15 protein-coding genes are annotated in these 15,451 nt (G+C 62.8%); 6 read left to right on the plus strand and 9 right to left on the minus strand.

Annotated elements, in window-relative coordinates; all coding sequences use genetic code 11:
- From BS630_RS19195 to BS630_RS19205, 3 genes are all read right to left on the minus strand, one after another.
- Positions 1–918 carry an ABC transporter permease subunit gene (locus BS630_RS19195; RefSeq protein ID WP_077978656.1) on the minus strand — a complete coding sequence of 306 codons (918 nt, stop codon included), beginning with the start codon at positions 916–918 and terminating at the stop codon, positions 1–3.
- A gap of 4 nt (positions 919–922) precedes the next feature.
- Entirely contained in the window at positions 923–1,813 is an 891-nt protein-coding gene (locus BS630_RS19200) for a carbohydrate ABC transporter permease (protein WP_077979233.1), read from the minus strand.
- A gap of 98 nt (positions 1,814–1,911) precedes the next feature.
- Positions 1,912–3,219 carry an extracellular solute-binding protein gene (locus BS630_RS19205; RefSeq protein ID WP_077978657.1) on the minus strand — a complete coding sequence of 436 codons (1,308 nt, stop codon included), beginning with the start codon at positions 3,217–3,219 and terminating at the stop codon, positions 1,912–1,914.
- 208 nt (positions 3,220–3,427) lie between these two features.
- On the opposite strand from BS630_RS19205, the gene BS630_RS19210 reads away from it, so the two are divergent.
- The 3 genes from BS630_RS19210 to BS630_RS19225 all read left to right on the plus strand — a co-directional run bounded on the left by BS630_RS19210 (position 3,428) and on the right by BS630_RS19225 (position 6,968).
- On the plus strand, positions 3,428–4,579 hold the full coding sequence (locus BS630_RS19210) for an ROK family transcriptional regulator (RefSeq protein ID WP_017961112.1): 1,152 nt from the start codon (positions 3,428–3,430) through the stop codon (positions 4,577–4,579).
- A 387-nt stretch (positions 4,580–4,966) separates the two neighbouring features.
- The gene (locus BS630_RS19220; protein WP_077979234.1) at positions 4,967–5,848 is read left to right on the plus strand and encodes a transglutaminase-like domain-containing protein; all 882 of its coding nucleotides are present in this window, start codon (positions 4,967–4,969) and stop codon (positions 5,846–5,848) included.
- 97 nt (positions 5,849–5,945) lie between these two features.
- Positions 5,946–6,968, plus strand: coding sequence for an LLM class flavin-dependent oxidoreductase (locus BS630_RS19225; RefSeq protein WP_025395152.1), 1,023 nt, complete (start codon positions 5,946–5,948; stop codon positions 6,966–6,968).
- Positions 6,969–7,008: 40 nt separating this feature from the next.
- Here BS630_RS19225 and BS630_RS19230 read toward each other — a convergent pair whose 3' ends face one another.
- The 3 genes from BS630_RS19230 to BS630_RS19240 all read right to left on the minus strand — a co-directional run bounded on the left by BS630_RS19230 (position 7,009) and on the right by BS630_RS19240 (position 9,585).
- A complete protein-coding gene (locus BS630_RS19230; RefSeq protein WP_077978658.1) occupies positions 7,009–7,458 on the minus strand; it encodes a potassium channel family protein in 450 nt (149 codons plus the stop codon).
- On the minus strand, positions 7,455–8,561 hold the full coding sequence (locus tag BS630_RS19235) for an AI-2E family transporter (RefSeq protein ID WP_077978659.1): 1,107 nt from the start codon (positions 8,559–8,561) through the stop codon (positions 7,455–7,457). Before BS630_RS19235 ends, BS630_RS19230 begins: the two co-directional genes overlap by 4 nt.
- A 199-nt stretch (positions 8,562–8,760) precedes the next feature.
- Positions 8,761–9,585: a helix-turn-helix transcriptional regulator gene (locus tag BS630_RS19240; RefSeq protein WP_077978660.1), complete on the minus strand. Its 825-nt coding sequence runs from the start codon at positions 9,583–9,585 to the stop codon at positions 8,761–8,763.
- A gap of 97 nt (positions 9,586–9,682) precedes the next feature.
- Here BS630_RS19240 and BS630_RS19245 point away from each other — a divergent pair, with 97 nt between their 5' ends.
- Both BS630_RS19245 and BS630_RS19250 read left to right on the plus strand, forming a co-directional pair.
- Positions 9,683–10,606, plus strand: a complete 924-nt coding sequence (locus tag BS630_RS19245) for a phytanoyl-CoA dioxygenase family protein (protein ID WP_077978661.1) — start codon at positions 9,683–9,685, stop codon at positions 10,604–10,606.
- Positions 10,607–10,903: 297 nt separating this feature from the next.
- Positions 10,904–11,803 (plus strand): LysR family transcriptional regulator, encoded by a 900-nt coding sequence (locus BS630_RS19250; RefSeq protein WP_077978662.1) that lies wholly within the window; start codon positions 10,904–10,906, stop codon positions 11,801–11,803.
- A 121-nt stretch (positions 11,804–11,924) separates the two neighbouring features.
- On the opposite strand, the gene BS630_RS19260 is transcribed toward BS630_RS19250, so the two are convergent.
- Complete coding sequence (locus BS630_RS19260) at positions 11,925–13,160, minus strand: MFS transporter (RefSeq protein WP_077978663.1); 1,236 nt, start codon at positions 13,158–13,160, stop codon at positions 11,925–11,927.
- Complete coding sequence (locus BS630_RS19265; protein ID WP_077978664.1) at positions 13,157–13,807, minus strand: ArsR/SmtB family transcription factor; 651 nt, start codon at positions 13,805–13,807, stop codon at positions 13,157–13,159. The genes BS630_RS19260 and BS630_RS19265 overlap by 4 nt, the downstream gene beginning before the upstream one ends.
- A gap of 158 nt (positions 13,808–13,965) precedes the next feature.
- Here BS630_RS19265 and BS630_RS19270 point away from each other — a divergent pair, with 158 nt between their 5' ends.
- On the plus strand, positions 13,966–14,649 hold the full coding sequence (locus BS630_RS19270; RefSeq protein ID WP_077978665.1) for a class I SAM-dependent methyltransferase: 684 nt from the start codon (positions 13,966–13,968) through the stop codon (positions 14,647–14,649).
- Here BS630_RS19270 and BS630_RS19275 read toward each other — a convergent pair.
- Positions 14,630–15,448 (minus strand): ABC transporter ATP-binding protein, encoded by an 819-nt coding sequence (locus BS630_RS19275; protein WP_077978666.1) that lies wholly within the window; start codon positions 15,446–15,448, stop codon positions 14,630–14,632. The two genes, BS630_RS19270 and BS630_RS19275, sit on opposite strands and share 20 nt — an antisense overlap.
- Positions 15,449–15,451 lie beyond the last annotated feature (3 nt).

Genomic DNA, 15,451 nt, shown 5'->3' on the forward strand with positions numbered 1-15,451 from the left:
CTATTTCTCCGTGAGAGCGAGGCCCTGGACCAGATAGCGCTGCAGGAGCGCGATCATCGCGAGCGGAATGATGGAAACTATGACGGCGCCGGCCATGATCATCGGAAAGTCGGGGATCTCTCCGTCCGAATCCGGCACGAGCCGCGCCAGCCCGACGACGGCGGTCTGCATGTCTGACGTCGAGGCGGCGACCAGCGGCCAGAGATATTGCGTCCAGCCGCTGAGGAAGGTCAGCACGAAGAGCGCGGCGAAGCTGGTGCGCGACAAGGGCAGCAGGATATCGAAGAGAAAGCGGATCGGCCCTGCCCCATCCATGCGCGCCGCCTTGAACAGATCCTTGGGCAGGGTGAGGAAGAACTGGCGGAACAGGAAGGTACCGGTGCCATGCGCCACAAGCGGCGCGATCAGGCCGAAATGCGTGTTCAGCACGCTCCATTCGAGCTTGACCGGCGCGCCGAAGTACTGGGCGATCAGATCGTTCAGGCCGGTGATATCGAGCAGCGCGTTGACCGGCGAAAACACGTTCGACGCCACCTGATAGGTGGTGATGACGCGGATCTCGATCGGCAGCATGATGGTCGCAAGGATGAGCGCGAAGACCACGCCCGCCCAGCGAACACGGAAATAGACGATGGCATAGGCCGACAGAAGCGACAGGACGCAGGTCGCCAGTGCATCGCCAAAGGCGACCACAAGACTGTTGAACATCTGGATTGGGATTGATGTCTCGGTGAAGATGTGCGCCGCGTTGGCGAAAAACTGGTCGCCGGGATACCAGGCGAGCCCGTTGCGCAGGATGAATTCATAGGATTGCGAGGCCGTCGCCAGCGTCAGATAGAGCGGCCCGAGGATATAGACGATGCCGACGATGAGCACGAAGCCGGCTGCGATGTTGAGGGAACGTGCGTTTTCGATCATGGGGTCACCGCTCGTAGTTGATGCGCCGGCCGAGGAAGAGGAACTGGGCGGCGGTGAGGAGGACGATGAAGACCATCAGGATCGCCGTCTGGGTCGAGGCGCCGGAGAGGTCGTAGCCGCTGAAGCCGTCGGTATAGATCTTATAGACCAGCAGCGTCGTGGCGCCGCCGGGACCGCCATCGGTGATCGTATCGATCAGCGCGAAGCCCGAGGTGACGCTTTCGGTGAACTCGAGCACCAGCGTCAGGAAGAGCTGCGGCATGATGAGCGGCAGTTGCACGTCGAAGATGCGCCGCCACGGCCCTGCCCCATCCATTGCGGCTGCCTGGTGCATGGTCTTCGGGATCGACTGCAGGCCGGCGAGCAGGATGACGAAATTGAACGGGATGCCGCCCCAGACATGCGCGGCGATCAGCGTGATGAAGGCGTCTGTGCCGTCGATGCCGGGCGCCCATATGCCGGGAAAGGCTGAGTTGAGCGGCGCGAGCACGCCGACGAAGGGATTGAAGATGAAGGCGAAGACGATGCCGATCGAGGCGCCGGCAACCCCCTTCGGCCAGACGAGCACATTGCGCGCCGGCAGCGACAGGCGGATCTTCCGGTCGGCCGCGACCGCAAGGATCAGCGGGACCGCGACCGCAAGCGCTGAGGCAGTGACCATGAAGACGATGGTGCGCCAACAGCTCTTCCAGAATTCCGGATCGGAAAACACGCGGGCAAGATTATCCCAGCCGACGAACATCGAGCCACCGCCGAAGGGGCGCTCGAGGAAGAATGACCAGTAGAAGGCCTGAAAAACAGGCACGTAGAAGAAGAGTGCGATCAGCAGCATAAGCGGCGCTACCAGCAGAAGCGGCAGCCAGCGGTGGCTGAAGAGAGAAGATTCCGACGTCATGGAGAAGCCCTGCATTGGAAGACCGCACGGGAGCGCGGGACGCGCCCGTGCGTAGGACGCGCGGGACGTTCAAACGTCCCGCGCGTGAGATGTCGGGATCACTGCATCCTCACGCCCTTGTAGGTCTGCTCGAAGCGGCGCAGCAGCTCGTCGCCACGCCTCTTGGCATTGTCGAGCGCCACCTGCATGGTCTCCTGGCCTGCAAAGGCCTTCTGCGTCTCTTCCACGAAGACTTGACGGAACTGCACATAGAAGCCCAGACGGATGCCGCGGGTATCCGGGGTGCGCGGCTGGTTCATCGATTCGATGCCGACGGCGGCCGTCGCATATTTCGGCGAATTCGCCTCGCCGCTCTTGGCGATCGCATCCATCACGTCGTTGGTGACGGGGACGTAGCCGGTGGCGGCGGTCAAGAACATCTGCTGTTCGGGACGGCGCACGAAGTCGAGGAAGGCCTTGGCGCCTTCGACCTCGGCCTTGTCGTGACCCTTCATGATGTAGATCGAGGCGCCGCCGACAAGCGTGTTGTGGCGCTCGTAACCCTCATACATCGGCGCCATGCCGACTGACAGTTCGTATTTGCCTTCGAACGCCTTGGCCGAGGCGCTATAGGAGCCCGAGGAATTCTCCATCATCGCGCATTCGCCGGTGTTGAAGGCGGCGGTGAAGTTGCCGGCCTTGGTATCGGCATTGAGCTTGACGAGGCCTTCCTTGCGCCAATCGACCAGGTTCTGCAGATGCTGGGCGGCGAAGGTCGTGTTGAGCACATATTCGGCGTCGAGACCGTCATAGCCGTTATGCTTTGAGGCGACCGGCAGCCCGTGGCGGGCGGAAAACTGTTCGAGCACCCGCCAGGTGTCGCCATCGGTGGTGAAGGGGCAGGCATGACCTGAGGCCTTCAGCTTGCGGGCGGCCTCGATGATCTCTTCCCAGGTCGCAGGCGTCTTGGTGATGCCGGCTTTCTCGAGCTCGGTCTTGTTGGTGTAGAACAGCAGCGTCGAGGCATTGTAGGGCTGCGCGAAAAGCGCGCCGCCGGAGGTTTCGTAATAGGCCCGCGCGCCGGCGATATAATTGTCCCACTTGACCTCGGGCAGCGCCTCCTGGACCGGCACGACGGCATCGGACAGCATCAGGTCGAGCGTGCCGGCGTCGAAGAACTGGATGAGAACGGGATGTTTTTTGGCGCGGAAGGCGGCAATCGCCTTCTGCATCGACACTTCGTAGCTGCCTTGACCGACGCAGGTGACGTGATGCTCCGATTGCGCGGCATTGAAAGCGCTGCACTGGTCCTGGATCGCCTTTTCGACGACACCGGTATTGCCGTACCAGAATTCGATATTGGCGGCCTGCGCGGAACACGCGCCCGCCATCAGCGCGGCCGCAGCCGCCAGAATGGAAATCTTCATCTTGTCCTCGCCTGATTTGATCGGCCGGCTTCAAGCGCCGACGCCGTGACGGCGGATTACTACACGCTACGTGTAACAATTTAGTGACGAACGGAAGCGCTTGTAGCGCGGTGAGGCTGCTGCTATAGGCTGCATATCGGATATGCCGGCGGAGGCGACACTAATTACTACACGCCTATGGTAATTATTGACGGCAGAGGTGTTGGATATGGCCTATTTCCCGGAGCCGCTGATTGCGCCACGTTTCCTGCGCGAAGGCGGCGGCGTCGTCTCCTCTAACGAACGCGATCTCCTGCGGCTGATCTGGCGCAATCCCGGCCTCTCACGCTCCGAAGTCACCAGCCACACCGACCTCACCCAGCAATCCGTCTATCGCATCATCGACCAGTTGGAGGAGCGCGGCATCATTTCCTTCGGCTCGCCGAAACCCGGCGCCGGCCGCGGCCAGCCGAGCCCGACGCTCCGGCTCGACGGCCGCTACGCCTATTCCTGCGGCATCTCGGTCAATACCGACGTGATCGGCATCTGCCTGATGGATCTCGCCGGCAACGTACTGGCCGAGAGTAGCGTCGCCTTGCGGGAACGTTCGATGGCCCAGGCGCTCGATCTCGTTCGCCAACAGCTCATCGAACATCAAAGGATGAACAACCTCTCGGAAGAGACTTTCTTCGGGATCGGCTTTGCCATCGCCGGCTTTCACGTCAGCGGCACCCGCTACAATGCCCCGCTGCCGCTACACGAGTGGTCGCTCATCGAACTCGGACCGCTACTGTCGGAGTTTTTCGGCAAGCCGGTCTGGGCGCATAATGGCGGCAAGGCGGGAACGGTCGCCGAATCCATGTTCGGCGCCGGCCGCTACATCAGGCACTTCGCCTATCTGAGCTTCAACTACGGCTTCGGCGGCGGCCTGATCAGCAACGGCGAGCTGCTGCATAACGGCATCGGCAATGCTGGCGAATTCTCGGGCATCTACGACGCCGAGGAGAATAAGCGCCGGCCGGCTTTGCAATATCTGATCGAAAATCTCAACCGCAATGGCGTCGACGTCCCCTCGATCAGCTATATGCGCAAGCATTTCGACCCGAAATGGCCGGGCGTCGTGGAATGGGTGGACGAGGTGACGCCCGCCTATAACCGCCTCATCAATGCGATCTGGGCGATCTTCGATCCGCAGGGGATCGTTTTCGGCGGCCAGATTCCGCCGGCCCTGGCGCAGATGCTGATCGATCGCACCGAGATCTACGACCGCCCCCGCTACGGCGTGCCACGCCCCCGCCCGAAGCTGATCATCTCCGAGATAGCAAGCGACGCATCGGCTATGGGGGCCGCCATCGCCCCGTTCAAATCGGCCTATTATTGATCCGAGCGATTTCGCCGCCCGTCGCGCGAAATCGACACCCTCTCAGCCGCTTACGGCAATTCTCTCTGCTTCCGCTTGAGGACATCATGCATTTTTCGCCCGGAGGCAACGCAGGCGATTTTCGGCCGCGCGGTTTCTGCGCTATGATCTGATTCTGGCGCAGCCCACGCCTCCATCCTACCAGCGATCGCAAAAGCCCTGCCTGATATCGCCGATATCAGGCTGCCGAACCCGCTCGACTTGAAACTGTTCGACAGGACGTGCTTCCTGAACAACGGCCAGGTGGCGTTTCAGGCTGCGCGATAAGGACCCGTGATCCGCTCGCGGGCCTCACGCATGGTCCGCGGGACCTTGCTCCGTTGGTCTGGTTTTATCATACTGCCCGGCATGAGCGGATATGAGAGCCCTGTCGATTTCTACACGCGCCCCGGCCAGATGACATCGGCCGGGTCGCATGCCCCCGCCCTTGCAGCGCTCAAGGGCGTCGAAACCGTTGCTGCGGCCGTGCAAGGCGCGCTGCTGCATGAAGCCTGGGCTCCGCGCTACAATCAGCCGCTCACCCCGGCGCGAAGGGCGCAGTCACACACGCGGCCGGCGCGAGAGATACTCGATACGATCATGGGGATCGATCCCGCCCCACTCGACATCCCGCGCCCACCGGAGAAGCGCAGCATCGGCGTGTGCCGCCATTTCACCGTGCTCGCCTGCGCGGCACTCAAGGCCCAGGGCATCCCGGCACGTGCCCGCTGCGGCTTCGGCATGTATTTCGAGGCCGGCGAGGGCATCGATCACTGGATCGCCGAATATTGGGACGGAGAGCGCTGGGTATCCGCGGATTTCCAGATCGACGATCTTCAGCGCGCCGCCTTGCAGCTCGATTTTGATCCCCTCGACCAGCCGCCGGGCAAATTCCAGAGCGCCGGCGAAACCTGGCAGCGCTGCCGCGCCGGCGCCGCCGACCCCGGCAAATTCGGCATCTTCGACGAGTTCGGTTTCTGGTTCATCGCCATGAACCTCGTGCGCGACTTCGCCGCCCTCAACAACATGGAGATGCTTCCCTGGGACGATTGGGGAGCGATGCCGCATCCCGAGGAAGAAATATCTCCGGATGGCTTGGCGCGCTTCGATCGTCTCGCTGCGCTGACGGTCGACGTAGACCAACGCTTCGGCGAGCTGCAGGCCCTCTACCAGGACGATGCCGGGCTGCGCGTGCCGGCGCAGGTCTTCAACGGCGTGCGGCAGCAGATGGAGAATGTTGGCGGCGCGTGATCTTGAGATGGGACTTCCGGTCCCGATTGTCTTCCGGGCCGAAACTGTGCGATGACCGGTCGACCCCAGATACAACAGATCAAGGTGCGGCATCGGCATGAAGAAGATCGGTTTCCTCTCGTTCGGGCACTGGACGCCCTCACCTCAATCGCAGACGCGCTCGGCCGGCGATGCGCTGCTGCAGTCGATCGAGCTTGCGGTGGCGGCCGAGGAACTCGGGGCTGACGGAGCGTATTTTCGCGTGCATCATTTCGCCCGACAGCTGGCCGCACCCTTCCCGCTGCTATCAGCCGTCGGTGCTAGAACCAATCGGATCGAGATTGGCACCGCCGTCATCGACATGCGCTACGAGAACCCGCTTTATATGGCCGAGGATGCCGGTGCGGCCGACCTCATCGCCGGCGGCCGCCTGCAGCTCGGCATCAGCCGCGGTTCACCTGAACAGGTGATCGATGGCTGGCGCCATTTCGGCTATGCCCCGCCCGAAGGCCAGAGCGAGGCCGACATGGCTCGCCACCATGCCGAAGTCTTCCTCGAAGTGCTGCGCGGCGAAGGGTTTGCCAAGCCGAACCCGCGGCCGATGTTTCCCAATCCGCCCGGCCTCTTGCGCCTCGAGCCGCATTCCGAGGGCCTACGCGAGCGGATCTGGTGGGGCGCAAGTTCCAACGCCACCGCCGTCTGGGCGGCCAAGCTCGGCATGAACCTGCAGAGTTCGACGCTGAAGGACGACGAGACGGGCGAGCCCTTTCATGTCCAGCAGGCCGACCAGATCCGGGCGTACCGCGAGGCGTGGAAAGAGGCCGGCCACACGCGCCAGCCGCGCATCTCGGTAAGCCGCAGCATCTTCGCGCTGGTCGATGATCGCGACCGCGCCTATTTCGGTTACGGCAACGACGGTGAGGACAAGATCGGCTTCATCGACGAGAAGACCCGCGCAATCTTCGGTCGCAGCTATGCCGCCGAGCCCGACGCCCTGATCAAGCAGCTCGCCGACGACGAGGCGATTGCCGAAGCCGACACGCTGCTGCTCACCGTCCCCAACCAGCTTGGCGTCGATTACAACGCCCATGTCATTGAAGCGATCCTCACCCATGTCGCGCCTGCGATGGGTTGGCGCTGATGTTCGTTCCCGGCGAGCTGTCTTCGCCGGCTCCAGCACACTACGGCTCATGCGCGGTTTGATTTGCCACAGCCAATTTCCCCATGGCCTGCTGGATGGCCGAGAAGAAGAACGCCGTCGTGATCCCGAACATCATCAGCCCGTTGGCTGCCTGCAGCGGCCCAAGCAGCCGGATACGACCGTCAAGCACCACGTCGCCATAACCAAGCGACGTGAAAGTGACGCCCGAAAAATACATGGCCGTTTCGAAATCCTCGAAGGCGCCGAGCGCACGATATAACAGCGCCCAGAAAGCGACTTGCAAGATATTGCCCAGCATGAGGACGATCATCAACACCGCGAATTGCAGGAAGATCCTCCGCCGAGGCTTTCGGCCCACGGGTTGCGTGCGCGCGTGAGCAAAATAACGCGCGGCCAGCACTGAAGCCAGTGCCTGGAGCGCGAGGCACATCGACATCGCAAGCAGGCCGAGACCAATGACTGTAATCATGGGGCCGGACCTTCGATCTGGGGTCCGTCCTCGATCGGGCGCTGATGCAACCATTCCATCAGCAACACGAAGCCAACAGCCAGCAACACGGGACCGACAAATATGCCGAGAAGGCCGTCGGCTATCATCCCTCCGATGACACCCACCAAGATGACCGGCATTGGCACGTCCGATCCACGGCCGAGCATCAAGGGTTTGAGCAAATTGTCGCTCAGCCCGGCGACCAAAGACCATATGGCGAAGATGATTGCCGGTGTTGTCGTTTCCGTGGCGAAAACATAGGCCATGACGGGCAGCGTCAACAGCAGCGGCGGTATCTGCACGACCGCCAAGAGAAACGTGACGAGCGTCAGAGCACCGGCAGCCGGAAGGCCGATAGCGAAGAAGCCAATGCCGACGAGCATCGACTGGATCACCGCCACGCCGACCACGCCGACCGCCACGCCCCGGATGGTAGCGGCGGTCAGATGGACAAGCCGGGCACCCCGCGCCTTGCTATTGGTGATGAGCTCCAGCAGACGGAGGGCAAATGCCGCAGCACCCTTGGCATAAGCGACAAGCACGGCGGCGATCGCGATGGAAAGAACGAAGGACAAGCCACCAGTGGCCAGGCCGCCGGCGAAGGATGCGAGCCACGCAGCAGGCTTGCTCAGCATCTGGCCGTATTGACTGAGCGCCAACGGCAGATTGGCGACAGTGAGCGACCAGCCCTCCGAGAGCTTCGCTCCGATCACCGGCAGGTCGGCAAGCCACGTTGGCGGCGGCGGGATCGTGAGGCTGTGGTTCTGCAAGCCGGAAACAAGCCAGTAAATGGAAGACCCAAGCGATGTGACCACGACGAGCATGGGCACCAGCACCACGGCAACGCCGACCATCCCGATGAGAAATGCCGACCACCGATTGCCGATCCGACCGGACAGGCGCAGATGCAAGGGATAAAGCATGACCGCCAGGATCACCGACCAAAGCAGAATGCCCATGAACGGCAATATGATCCTGGCACAGACATAGACCAGAAGCGCGACGAGGCCCAATTGAACCGCCGCGTGGATGATGGATGGTCTCGACGACGCAAGGTCGGCGTTCAATGCGCTGGACGTCATTTTCCCCTCCCGATCCGGAACGTTCGCGAATGAGCGAAGCCGGACGTTCCCCAATCGGACAACGAAACCTTCCTGCCGGTAACACGCCGTAATTGGTGGTTCGGCGAAAATATTACCGACGCCATGAAAGGTCGTCTCCAACGCCCCGTCATCATACACGACTTCGTGAAAACGGGATACGGCCGCCGCTGCCGGGCTCTCAAGCCCGCGGATATCTCGCACGGAATTCGCGAGGGCTGCAGCCCTCGCGTTCATGAAAGACCCGCGAAAAATAAAACGGGTCATCGAGGCCGATCATGGCGGCCACCGTTTCGATCTTTTCGTCGGTGGTTGCCAGTAGTTGTTTGGCATGATCCATGCGCGCCCGAAGCTGAAATGCCTTGGGAGGCAGTCCGGTCTCGAGCGTGAACCGCCTGCGCAGCGTGGCCGGAGACATGCCATGCTCGCCGGCAAAGGCTGCAAGGTCCAACGGTTGCATCGCCCGCCGCCGTAGCGTTTCCACGATGTCGGCCATATCCCGCCTTTCCTGGCGTCGATCGGCCGCGCCGCTTGCCTGTCTGGCGGCTGATACGACGATGCGATGCAGCATCAATGCCGCCGACGCCTGCCCGAGGTTGGTGTCGTCAAGCAGATCGGCATGAAGCTTGCCGAAGAGCCGCACCACCTCGTCGAGATGATGCAGGGCCACGACGGGATGTCGCTCCGCGATGATCCTCAGCCTCACGAAGTCCCGCGTGAACGACCCTTCGAAAAGCGCCCAGCGCTCGTCCCAGCCGCCTTCGTCGGGGGCATAGGAATGCACGCGGTTGGGAAACAGCCAGAACAGTGCAGGTCCGGTCAGGCTCATGCGGCCGGTGGCGGCGGTTTCCAGCCAACCCTGCCCCCGCTCCACCAACACGACGGCAAAATTCGGTAGTTTCCGGTCCGTCACCGCGCGGCGGGCATGCTGCCTGCCGCTGCCGGTGACTGCCAGTCCGCCGGCCGCGCTGAGCGGTGTTCTATAGATGGCCTCGGCATCTCTCATGGTGAGCGAAAAGTCCAGCTATGAATTTCCTCTATGTCGGTTGGTATGCCGGATCAGGTAATTGATGACAAGCCAACTCAAGCGACGGAGGAGTGAAATGTCAATTGCTGCAGAGGTCATACAAGCTCGCAAGATGGAATTTCCTCTTGCCGCAACTGGCAGAACCTTGCCCGTTGAGCGAGTCGGTTGGCTCGCGCCGACCGATCCCGGCATCGGCATCGACGCCATCCGCCGCCGCTATCAGGACGATGGTTATGTCTGGCTGAAAGGCCTTCTGCCGCGGGCCGATGTGATCGATTTCCGCCGCTGGGTCTTCGAACGCCTCGCCGAAACCGGGCTGGTCGAGCCCGGAAGCGATTTTTCGCTGGGCTTGGCGTCTGCCGGTGGCTTCGACAGGAGCCTGGCGGACAGGCGCCTGATGTCGCTCGTCCGCTCCGCCGCCTATGAAGGCTTCTGCGCGCAACCGCCACTCGCCCGATTCATGGACGATTTCCTGCAGGGTATCTCCTATCTCCACAAGCGCAAGATCATGCGTTTCGTCCAGCCGGGAACGCCGACGGCCACACCCGCCCACTACGATCTCGTCTATCTCCGCGGCGGCACCAGGCGCCTGGTGACGGCCTGGATTCCGATCGGCGACATCCCGACCGAGATGGGCGGCCTGGTCTATCTCGAAGGTTCGCACGCGCTGGGCGTCAGGATGGAGGCCGAGTTCCAGGCAGCAAGCGGCGATCTTTCTGCGGAAGAGCGGGTCAGTGCCTATAACCGCCATATGGCGGAAGGCGGCTGGATCTCGAAGGATCTGCCCGATATGGCGGAGCGCTTCGACACCCGCTGGCTCGCCGCCGATTATGAGGCCGGCGACGTGGTGCTCCACTCGCCCTATATGATCCACGCCTCGACCACCAACCAGGACCGCAGCCGGCGGCTGCGCCTCTCCACCGACATAAGATATCAGAATGTCGACGACGAGATCGACGTCCGATGGAACAACCATTGGAGTCTCGGCGATATGCTGTAGTCCGGCTCTCCAAGGCCCTTTCGGCAGAACCCCGATTGTCTGAAGTCGACGCCGGCCGCGCGTCAGCCGGCATTGGCGGCCATGTCCCTTTCCTGCCTGTTTGTCGTGCCCCCGCCACCCTTGTTGACCGGCGATCCGGTGCGATGGCTGCTATAGCAGGTTGTTTGACGAAGGCATGTCGACACAGAAGCGAAGCGGTCGGACCTTACTGCCGCGTTGGACGTTGATGGTCGGAACCTTGAATCGATCCCATGACTGACCGACTTATGGCTGTAGCCGAACCGCGCGAGTTGCCTGATGCCGCGTACGAACCTGAACGATATTCTGATCTTCATGGCCGTCGTCGATGCCGGAAGCTTTATCGCCGGCGGCCAGGCCGTGGGCCTGTCGCGTTCGGCGGCAGGCAAGGCTGTCATCCGTCTGGAAGACCGGCTCGGCGTGCGCCTCCTCAACCGCACGACGAGGACGTTGAGCCTGACCGAAGAAGGCCGGATGTTTTACGAGCGCGGGCTGCGGATCCTTGTGTCGGTCGACGAGGCGGAAGCAAGCGTTGCGGGGCAGGACAGCACGCCGCGAGGCGTTCTCCGGCTTACCGTTGACGATGCTTTCGGGCGGCTCGTCGTGCTGCCCTTGCTTGAAAAATATCTTCGGGCCTGGCCCGACATCCAGGTCGAAGTGAGCTTCACCGATCGCCTGGCCGACATTGTCGAGGAAGGCTTCGATCTGGCGATCCGGGTCGGCGCGACGGCGACGGACACCCGCCTGGTCTCACGCGTGATCGCCACCTATAAGGCGCGGCTCTGCGCTTCCCCATCCTACCTTGCCGAGCGCGGCGAACCGCGCAATGTCGACGATCTCGCGGTCCACGACTGCCTGATCTCCGCCGGCCGCAATCAAAGGCAGGGCTGGCGCTTTCGCGGGGAAGGCGGCTCCTGGATCAAGGCGCGGGGCCGCAGCCGACTGAGGCTCGACAGCGGAGAGGCGATCCGCGACGCCGCCTTGGCGGGGCTGGGCATCGCACTGCTTCCCGATTTTCTCGTCACCGACGATCTCGCTGCCGGCCGTCTCCGGCAGATCCTGGCCGACCTCGAAACCGACGACGCAAAGATCGTGACGCTCTATCCCGACAAGCGCCTGCTGGAACCGCGTGTCCGCCGCTTCATCGATCTGATCGGCGAGGAGCTTGGGCGCGGCTAGAGCCTTTCCGGATCAGATTGAAGCATTCTGTTGGCTCAAACGGAGTCGGATGGTCGACCGGCCGGCGCGTGTCGTAGCCCGGCTCTACGGCCAAGCCGGCCGGTCGATCAGCCGGCCCGTTTCAGCCAACTTCAGGCGAGGCCCTGTCAAACCCGCGAAAGCTCTTCAGCGCCAGCGGCGCAAGCGTTGCCGCGAGATAGGCAATCCCCATCAGGAACAGCGCCGCGGCAAGGCCGAGCGTGCTGATCAGCGCGCCGCCGGCGAGGCCGCCGAAAGGGATGAGGGCGAAGCAGAGGGCGGTGTTCAATGCGGTGACGCGACCAGTCAGCGGCTTGGGGATGCGCTCGAAGATGACCGCCGACAGGATCGGGTTGAGGAAGCCCGACGCGAATCCTGCTATGGCGAGCGTCGCAAATACGAGGCCGATGGGCGCGTCCAGCGCCGGAACGAGAAAGCGCGGAAAACCGGTCAGGAGGAAGGCCACCGTATAGACCATCAGTCGCGGCATGCGCTCGCCTATCGCCGCGGCAATCGCCGCGCCTGCGATCGAGGCGCCGGCGAAGGCGGCGAACATCGCACCGAGCAGCTCCGGGCCATGACCGGCATCCCGTGTCCAGACCGGCAGCAGCACGGCATGATAGGCTTGGTCGAAGAGATTGGTAACTGCCACCATGGCGACGATGCTGACGAGCACCGCATCGCCGCGCAGAAAGCGCCAGCCTTCGCGCAGATCCTCGATATAGGAAGCCCGCTCAACCGGTCGAGTCTCGGGCGCGGGCGTGCGTCGCGTCCCGGGTATGCCAGCAGCAACGATCAGCGCGGCGGCGGCGAAAGTGGCGGCATTGACGAGCAGCGCCTGGCCGGGGCCGATCAGCCCGATCAAAGCGCCGGCGCCGGCCGCACCCGCCGTCGAGGCCAGCCGCTCGATGGCGCTCGCAACGCCGGTCACTCGTTCGAGCGGTACATTGGCGAGTGTGGCGATACCGGGAACCATCGCCTGCTTGGCCGCATCGGAGGGGCCGCGCAGCACGCCCATGGCAAAGACGAGCGGCAGCAGCACCGGCATGCCGAGCATGCCGAAGAGATCGAGAAGCGGCACCAGAGCGACCACGAGCACCGAGGCGGTGTCGCAGATGATGGCGATGCTCTTGGCGCCGGCGCGGTCGATCAGCGGTCCGCCGAGCGCCTTGGCGATAACATAGGGTAGCATCTCCATCATTGCCGTCAGGCCTGTCAGCACCGGGCTGCCCGTCGTGCTCAGCACCAGCCAGGGAATTGCGATGGTCGAAAGCCGCGTGCCGGAGAGCGAGAATGTCTCCGCAGCCGCGAGCGCCAGGAACGGCCCGCCCCGTCTCACTGCTTATCCTCACCTTCGCGATGCGGAACGCGGCCCGGATAGGGAAAGGCGTGCAACATGACATAGAAGGGAACCATGCCGGGAACCTGCGACACCGCCTCCCCGAGCGGCGGGGCCGCCCGCATCGCCTCCAGGATGATGTCGCTCAGCCGTTTTGTCAGGGCCTCAGCCTGTACCGCCGTCATCGGGATGATGATGTCGTCGGCAGCCGTCGCCTTGCGCCATTCAGCCGGCAGCTCGGCATATTCCTCCAGCGCCTGCTGCATCTGGCCGACCTGCAGCGAGAGTGCGGCCTGGTTGAAGGCGATGTCGAGATCGAGCGCCTCCCCTTCGGCCTCACTTGGCGGCACCGAGGTCAGCTCATGGCTGGCGCGCCACCAGCGGTCGCGCCGCGAGGCATGCGGCGCCTCCTCGATGAAGCCGTACTGAGCAAGCTGGCGCAGATGATAGCTCGTCGCGCCGCTGTTCAGGCCGAGCCGCGCGGCAAGCTGCGTCGCCGTGGCAGGCCCATCGATCCTGAGCATGCCGAGCATGCGCAGTCGGACAGGATGCGCCAGCGCCTTCAGCGCGGTCGGCTCGGGCACGACCCGGCTAACGGTGCGGGCAGCGGCGGCATCTGCGGCAGGTTTGGTGTGCGGATGTTTCATGCGCGAAGCATATAATCGCAAACATATCTTTGCAAAACTTTCTTTGCAAAAATTTGACTGCTGTGGAAGGCGCTCGAAAACCGGCTTCTGATCTAGCCAAGCATGACCACGCATTTTAAGACCGTCACCGTGATCGGCATGATGCGAGGGGCAAGAGGATGGCTGAGGAAGCGCAGAAAAACATCGGCACGTGGTATATCGATCCCGATGCCGAAGACAGGATGGCCGATGGACATGCGCCAATCTGGCGCCACCTGATCGACCTCATCGTCGAGCGAGACCTGACCGACAAGAGCGTGCTTGATTTCGGGTGCAATCAGGGCGGCCTGCTGCGACATCTCTATGCGATGCGCCCATTCCGCAAGGCGCTCGGCATCGACATCGCCGAAACCTCGATCGCCAAGGCAGAGACGCTGAAAGGCAACCTGCCGATCCAGCACCAGGTTGGCGGCCAACTGGAAGGCTGGGCTGAGGAATTCGATCTGGCCATCAGCCACGAGGTCATCTACCTCGTTCCCGATATCGACTCCCACGCCGCCGATATCTGGCGGGCGCTGAAGCCAGGCGGCGTCTATTATGCGGTGACGGGATGCCATACCGACAACCCGCTCTGGCCGAAATGGCGCGAGCTCGTCGCCAACCGTACGAATACTGTCGTTCAGGATCGATCGATCACTGATTATGGCCGCGCCTTCGAAAAGGCGGCCTTCGACGTCTCCGCCCGCAAGCTCGAATATGACGGCTTCATTCCCTTCGTCGCGGACGGCTGGACGCCGGACTTCGCCGATGCGCTGACCTACTATACCCAGACTAAAACCGTCTTCAGACTGGTGAAGCGCTAATCCCAGTTTCGGATCGTTGAAGCCTCATGAGCTCGACGTCGAAATGCGGCGGGCTGTCCGGAGCGACCTGGACGAAGCGGCCCCTGACGCGGAAGATTTGCTGGATCAGGTCGCATTCGGCCAGCTCGTGCGGTGCGCCGTCAAATCTGAGCTGTCCCTTTTCGAGCAGCGAGATGCGGTCACTGACGGCGATTGCCTGGTTGATGTCGTGGATCGCCATGATGACGGTGACGCCCTTTTCCCGGCTCAGACGATGCACCAAGTCAAGCACTTCGACCTGATAGCCGATATCGAGGAAGGACGTCGGCTCATCGAGCAACAGGATCTCCGCTTCCTGCGCAAGGGCGGCTGATATCCACGCCCTTTGCCGCTCGCCCCCGGACAGTTCCCGAAGGCTGCGATCGGCAAGTCCTGTAAGTCCGGTGCTTTCGAGCGCCCATTCGATCGCCATCTCGTCGCCGCTGTCATAGGAGCGGAACAGACCGACATGCGGATAGCGGCCCTGCCGGACGAGTTGGGCGACAGTCATCTCGTCCGGTGCGGCTGGCTGTTGCGGCAAGAATGCCAACCTCCTCGCCAGCATCCGCCGCGACATCGAGGTGACGGCAACGCCGTCCAGCGACGCCTTGCCCTCCGCCGGTTTGATCAGGCCTGCAAGCGCATGCAGCGCCGTGCTCTTGCCCGAGCCGTTCGGACCGATCAGCGCTCGAATCTCGCCCTTTTCAAGCGAAAGGCTGAAGCTGGTGAGAGCCTTTCGCTGGCCGTACATCACCGACAGGTCAGAGCAGGACAATGGCATTTT

This window comes from Rhizobium laguerreae, from assembly GCF_002008165.1.
GTDB lineage: Bacteria > Pseudomonadota > Alphaproteobacteria > Rhizobiales > Rhizobiaceae > Rhizobium > Rhizobium laguerreae.

Bases quoted from the DNA above. Each gene is read 5' to 3' on its own strand.
- BS630_RS19200 (WP_077979233.1), bottom strand. From the start codon at position 1,813: ATGACGTCGGAATCTTCTCTCTTCAGCCACCGCTGGCTGCCGCTTCTG.
- BS630_RS19225 (WP_025395152.1), top strand. From the start codon at position 5,946: ATGAAGAAGATCGGTTTCCTCTCGTTCGGGCACTGGACGCCCTCACCT.
- BS630_RS19270 (WP_077978665.1), top strand. From the start codon at position 13,966: ATGGCTGAGGAAGCGCAGAAAAACATCGGCACGTGGTATATCGATCCC.
- BS630_RS19235 (WP_077978659.1), bottom strand. From the start codon at position 8,561: ATGACGTCCAGCGCATTGAACGCCGACCTTGCGTCGTCGAGACCATCC.
- BS630_RS19220 (WP_077979234.1), top strand. From the start codon at position 4,967: ATGAGCGGATATGAGAGCCCTGTCGATTTCTACACGCGCCCCGGCCAG.
- BS630_RS19230 (WP_077978658.1), bottom strand. From the start codon at position 7,458: ATGATTACAGTCATTGGTCTCGGCCTGCTTGCGATGTCGATGTGCCTC.
- BS630_RS19275 (WP_077978666.1), bottom strand. From the start codon at position 15,448: ATGCCATTGTCCTGCTCTGACCTGTCGGTGATGTACGGCCAGCGAAAG.
- BS630_RS19265 (WP_077978664.1), bottom strand. From the start codon at position 13,807: ATGAAACATCCGCACACCAAACCTGCCGCAGATGCCGCCGCTGCCCGC.
- BS630_RS19205 (WP_077978657.1), bottom strand. From the start codon at position 3,219: ATGAAGATTTCCATTCTGGCGGCTGCGGCCGCGCTGATGGCGGGCGCG.
- BS630_RS19210 (WP_017961112.1), top strand. From the start codon at position 3,428: ATGGCCTATTTCCCGGAGCCGCTGATTGCGCCACGTTTCCTGCGCGAA.
- BS630_RS19245 (WP_077978661.1), top strand. From the start codon at position 9,683: ATGTCAATTGCTGCAGAGGTCATACAAGCTCGCAAGATGGAATTTCCT.
- BS630_RS19250 (WP_077978662.1), top strand. From the start codon at position 10,904: ATGCCGCGTACGAACCTGAACGATATTCTGATCTTCATGGCCGTCGTC.
- BS630_RS19195 (WP_077978656.1), bottom strand. From the start codon at position 918: ATGATCGAAAACGCACGTTCCCTCAACATCGCAGCCGGCTTCGTGCTC.
- BS630_RS19240 (WP_077978660.1), bottom strand. From the start codon at position 9,585: ATGAGAGATGCCGAGGCCATCTATAGAACACCGCTCAGCGCGGCCGGC.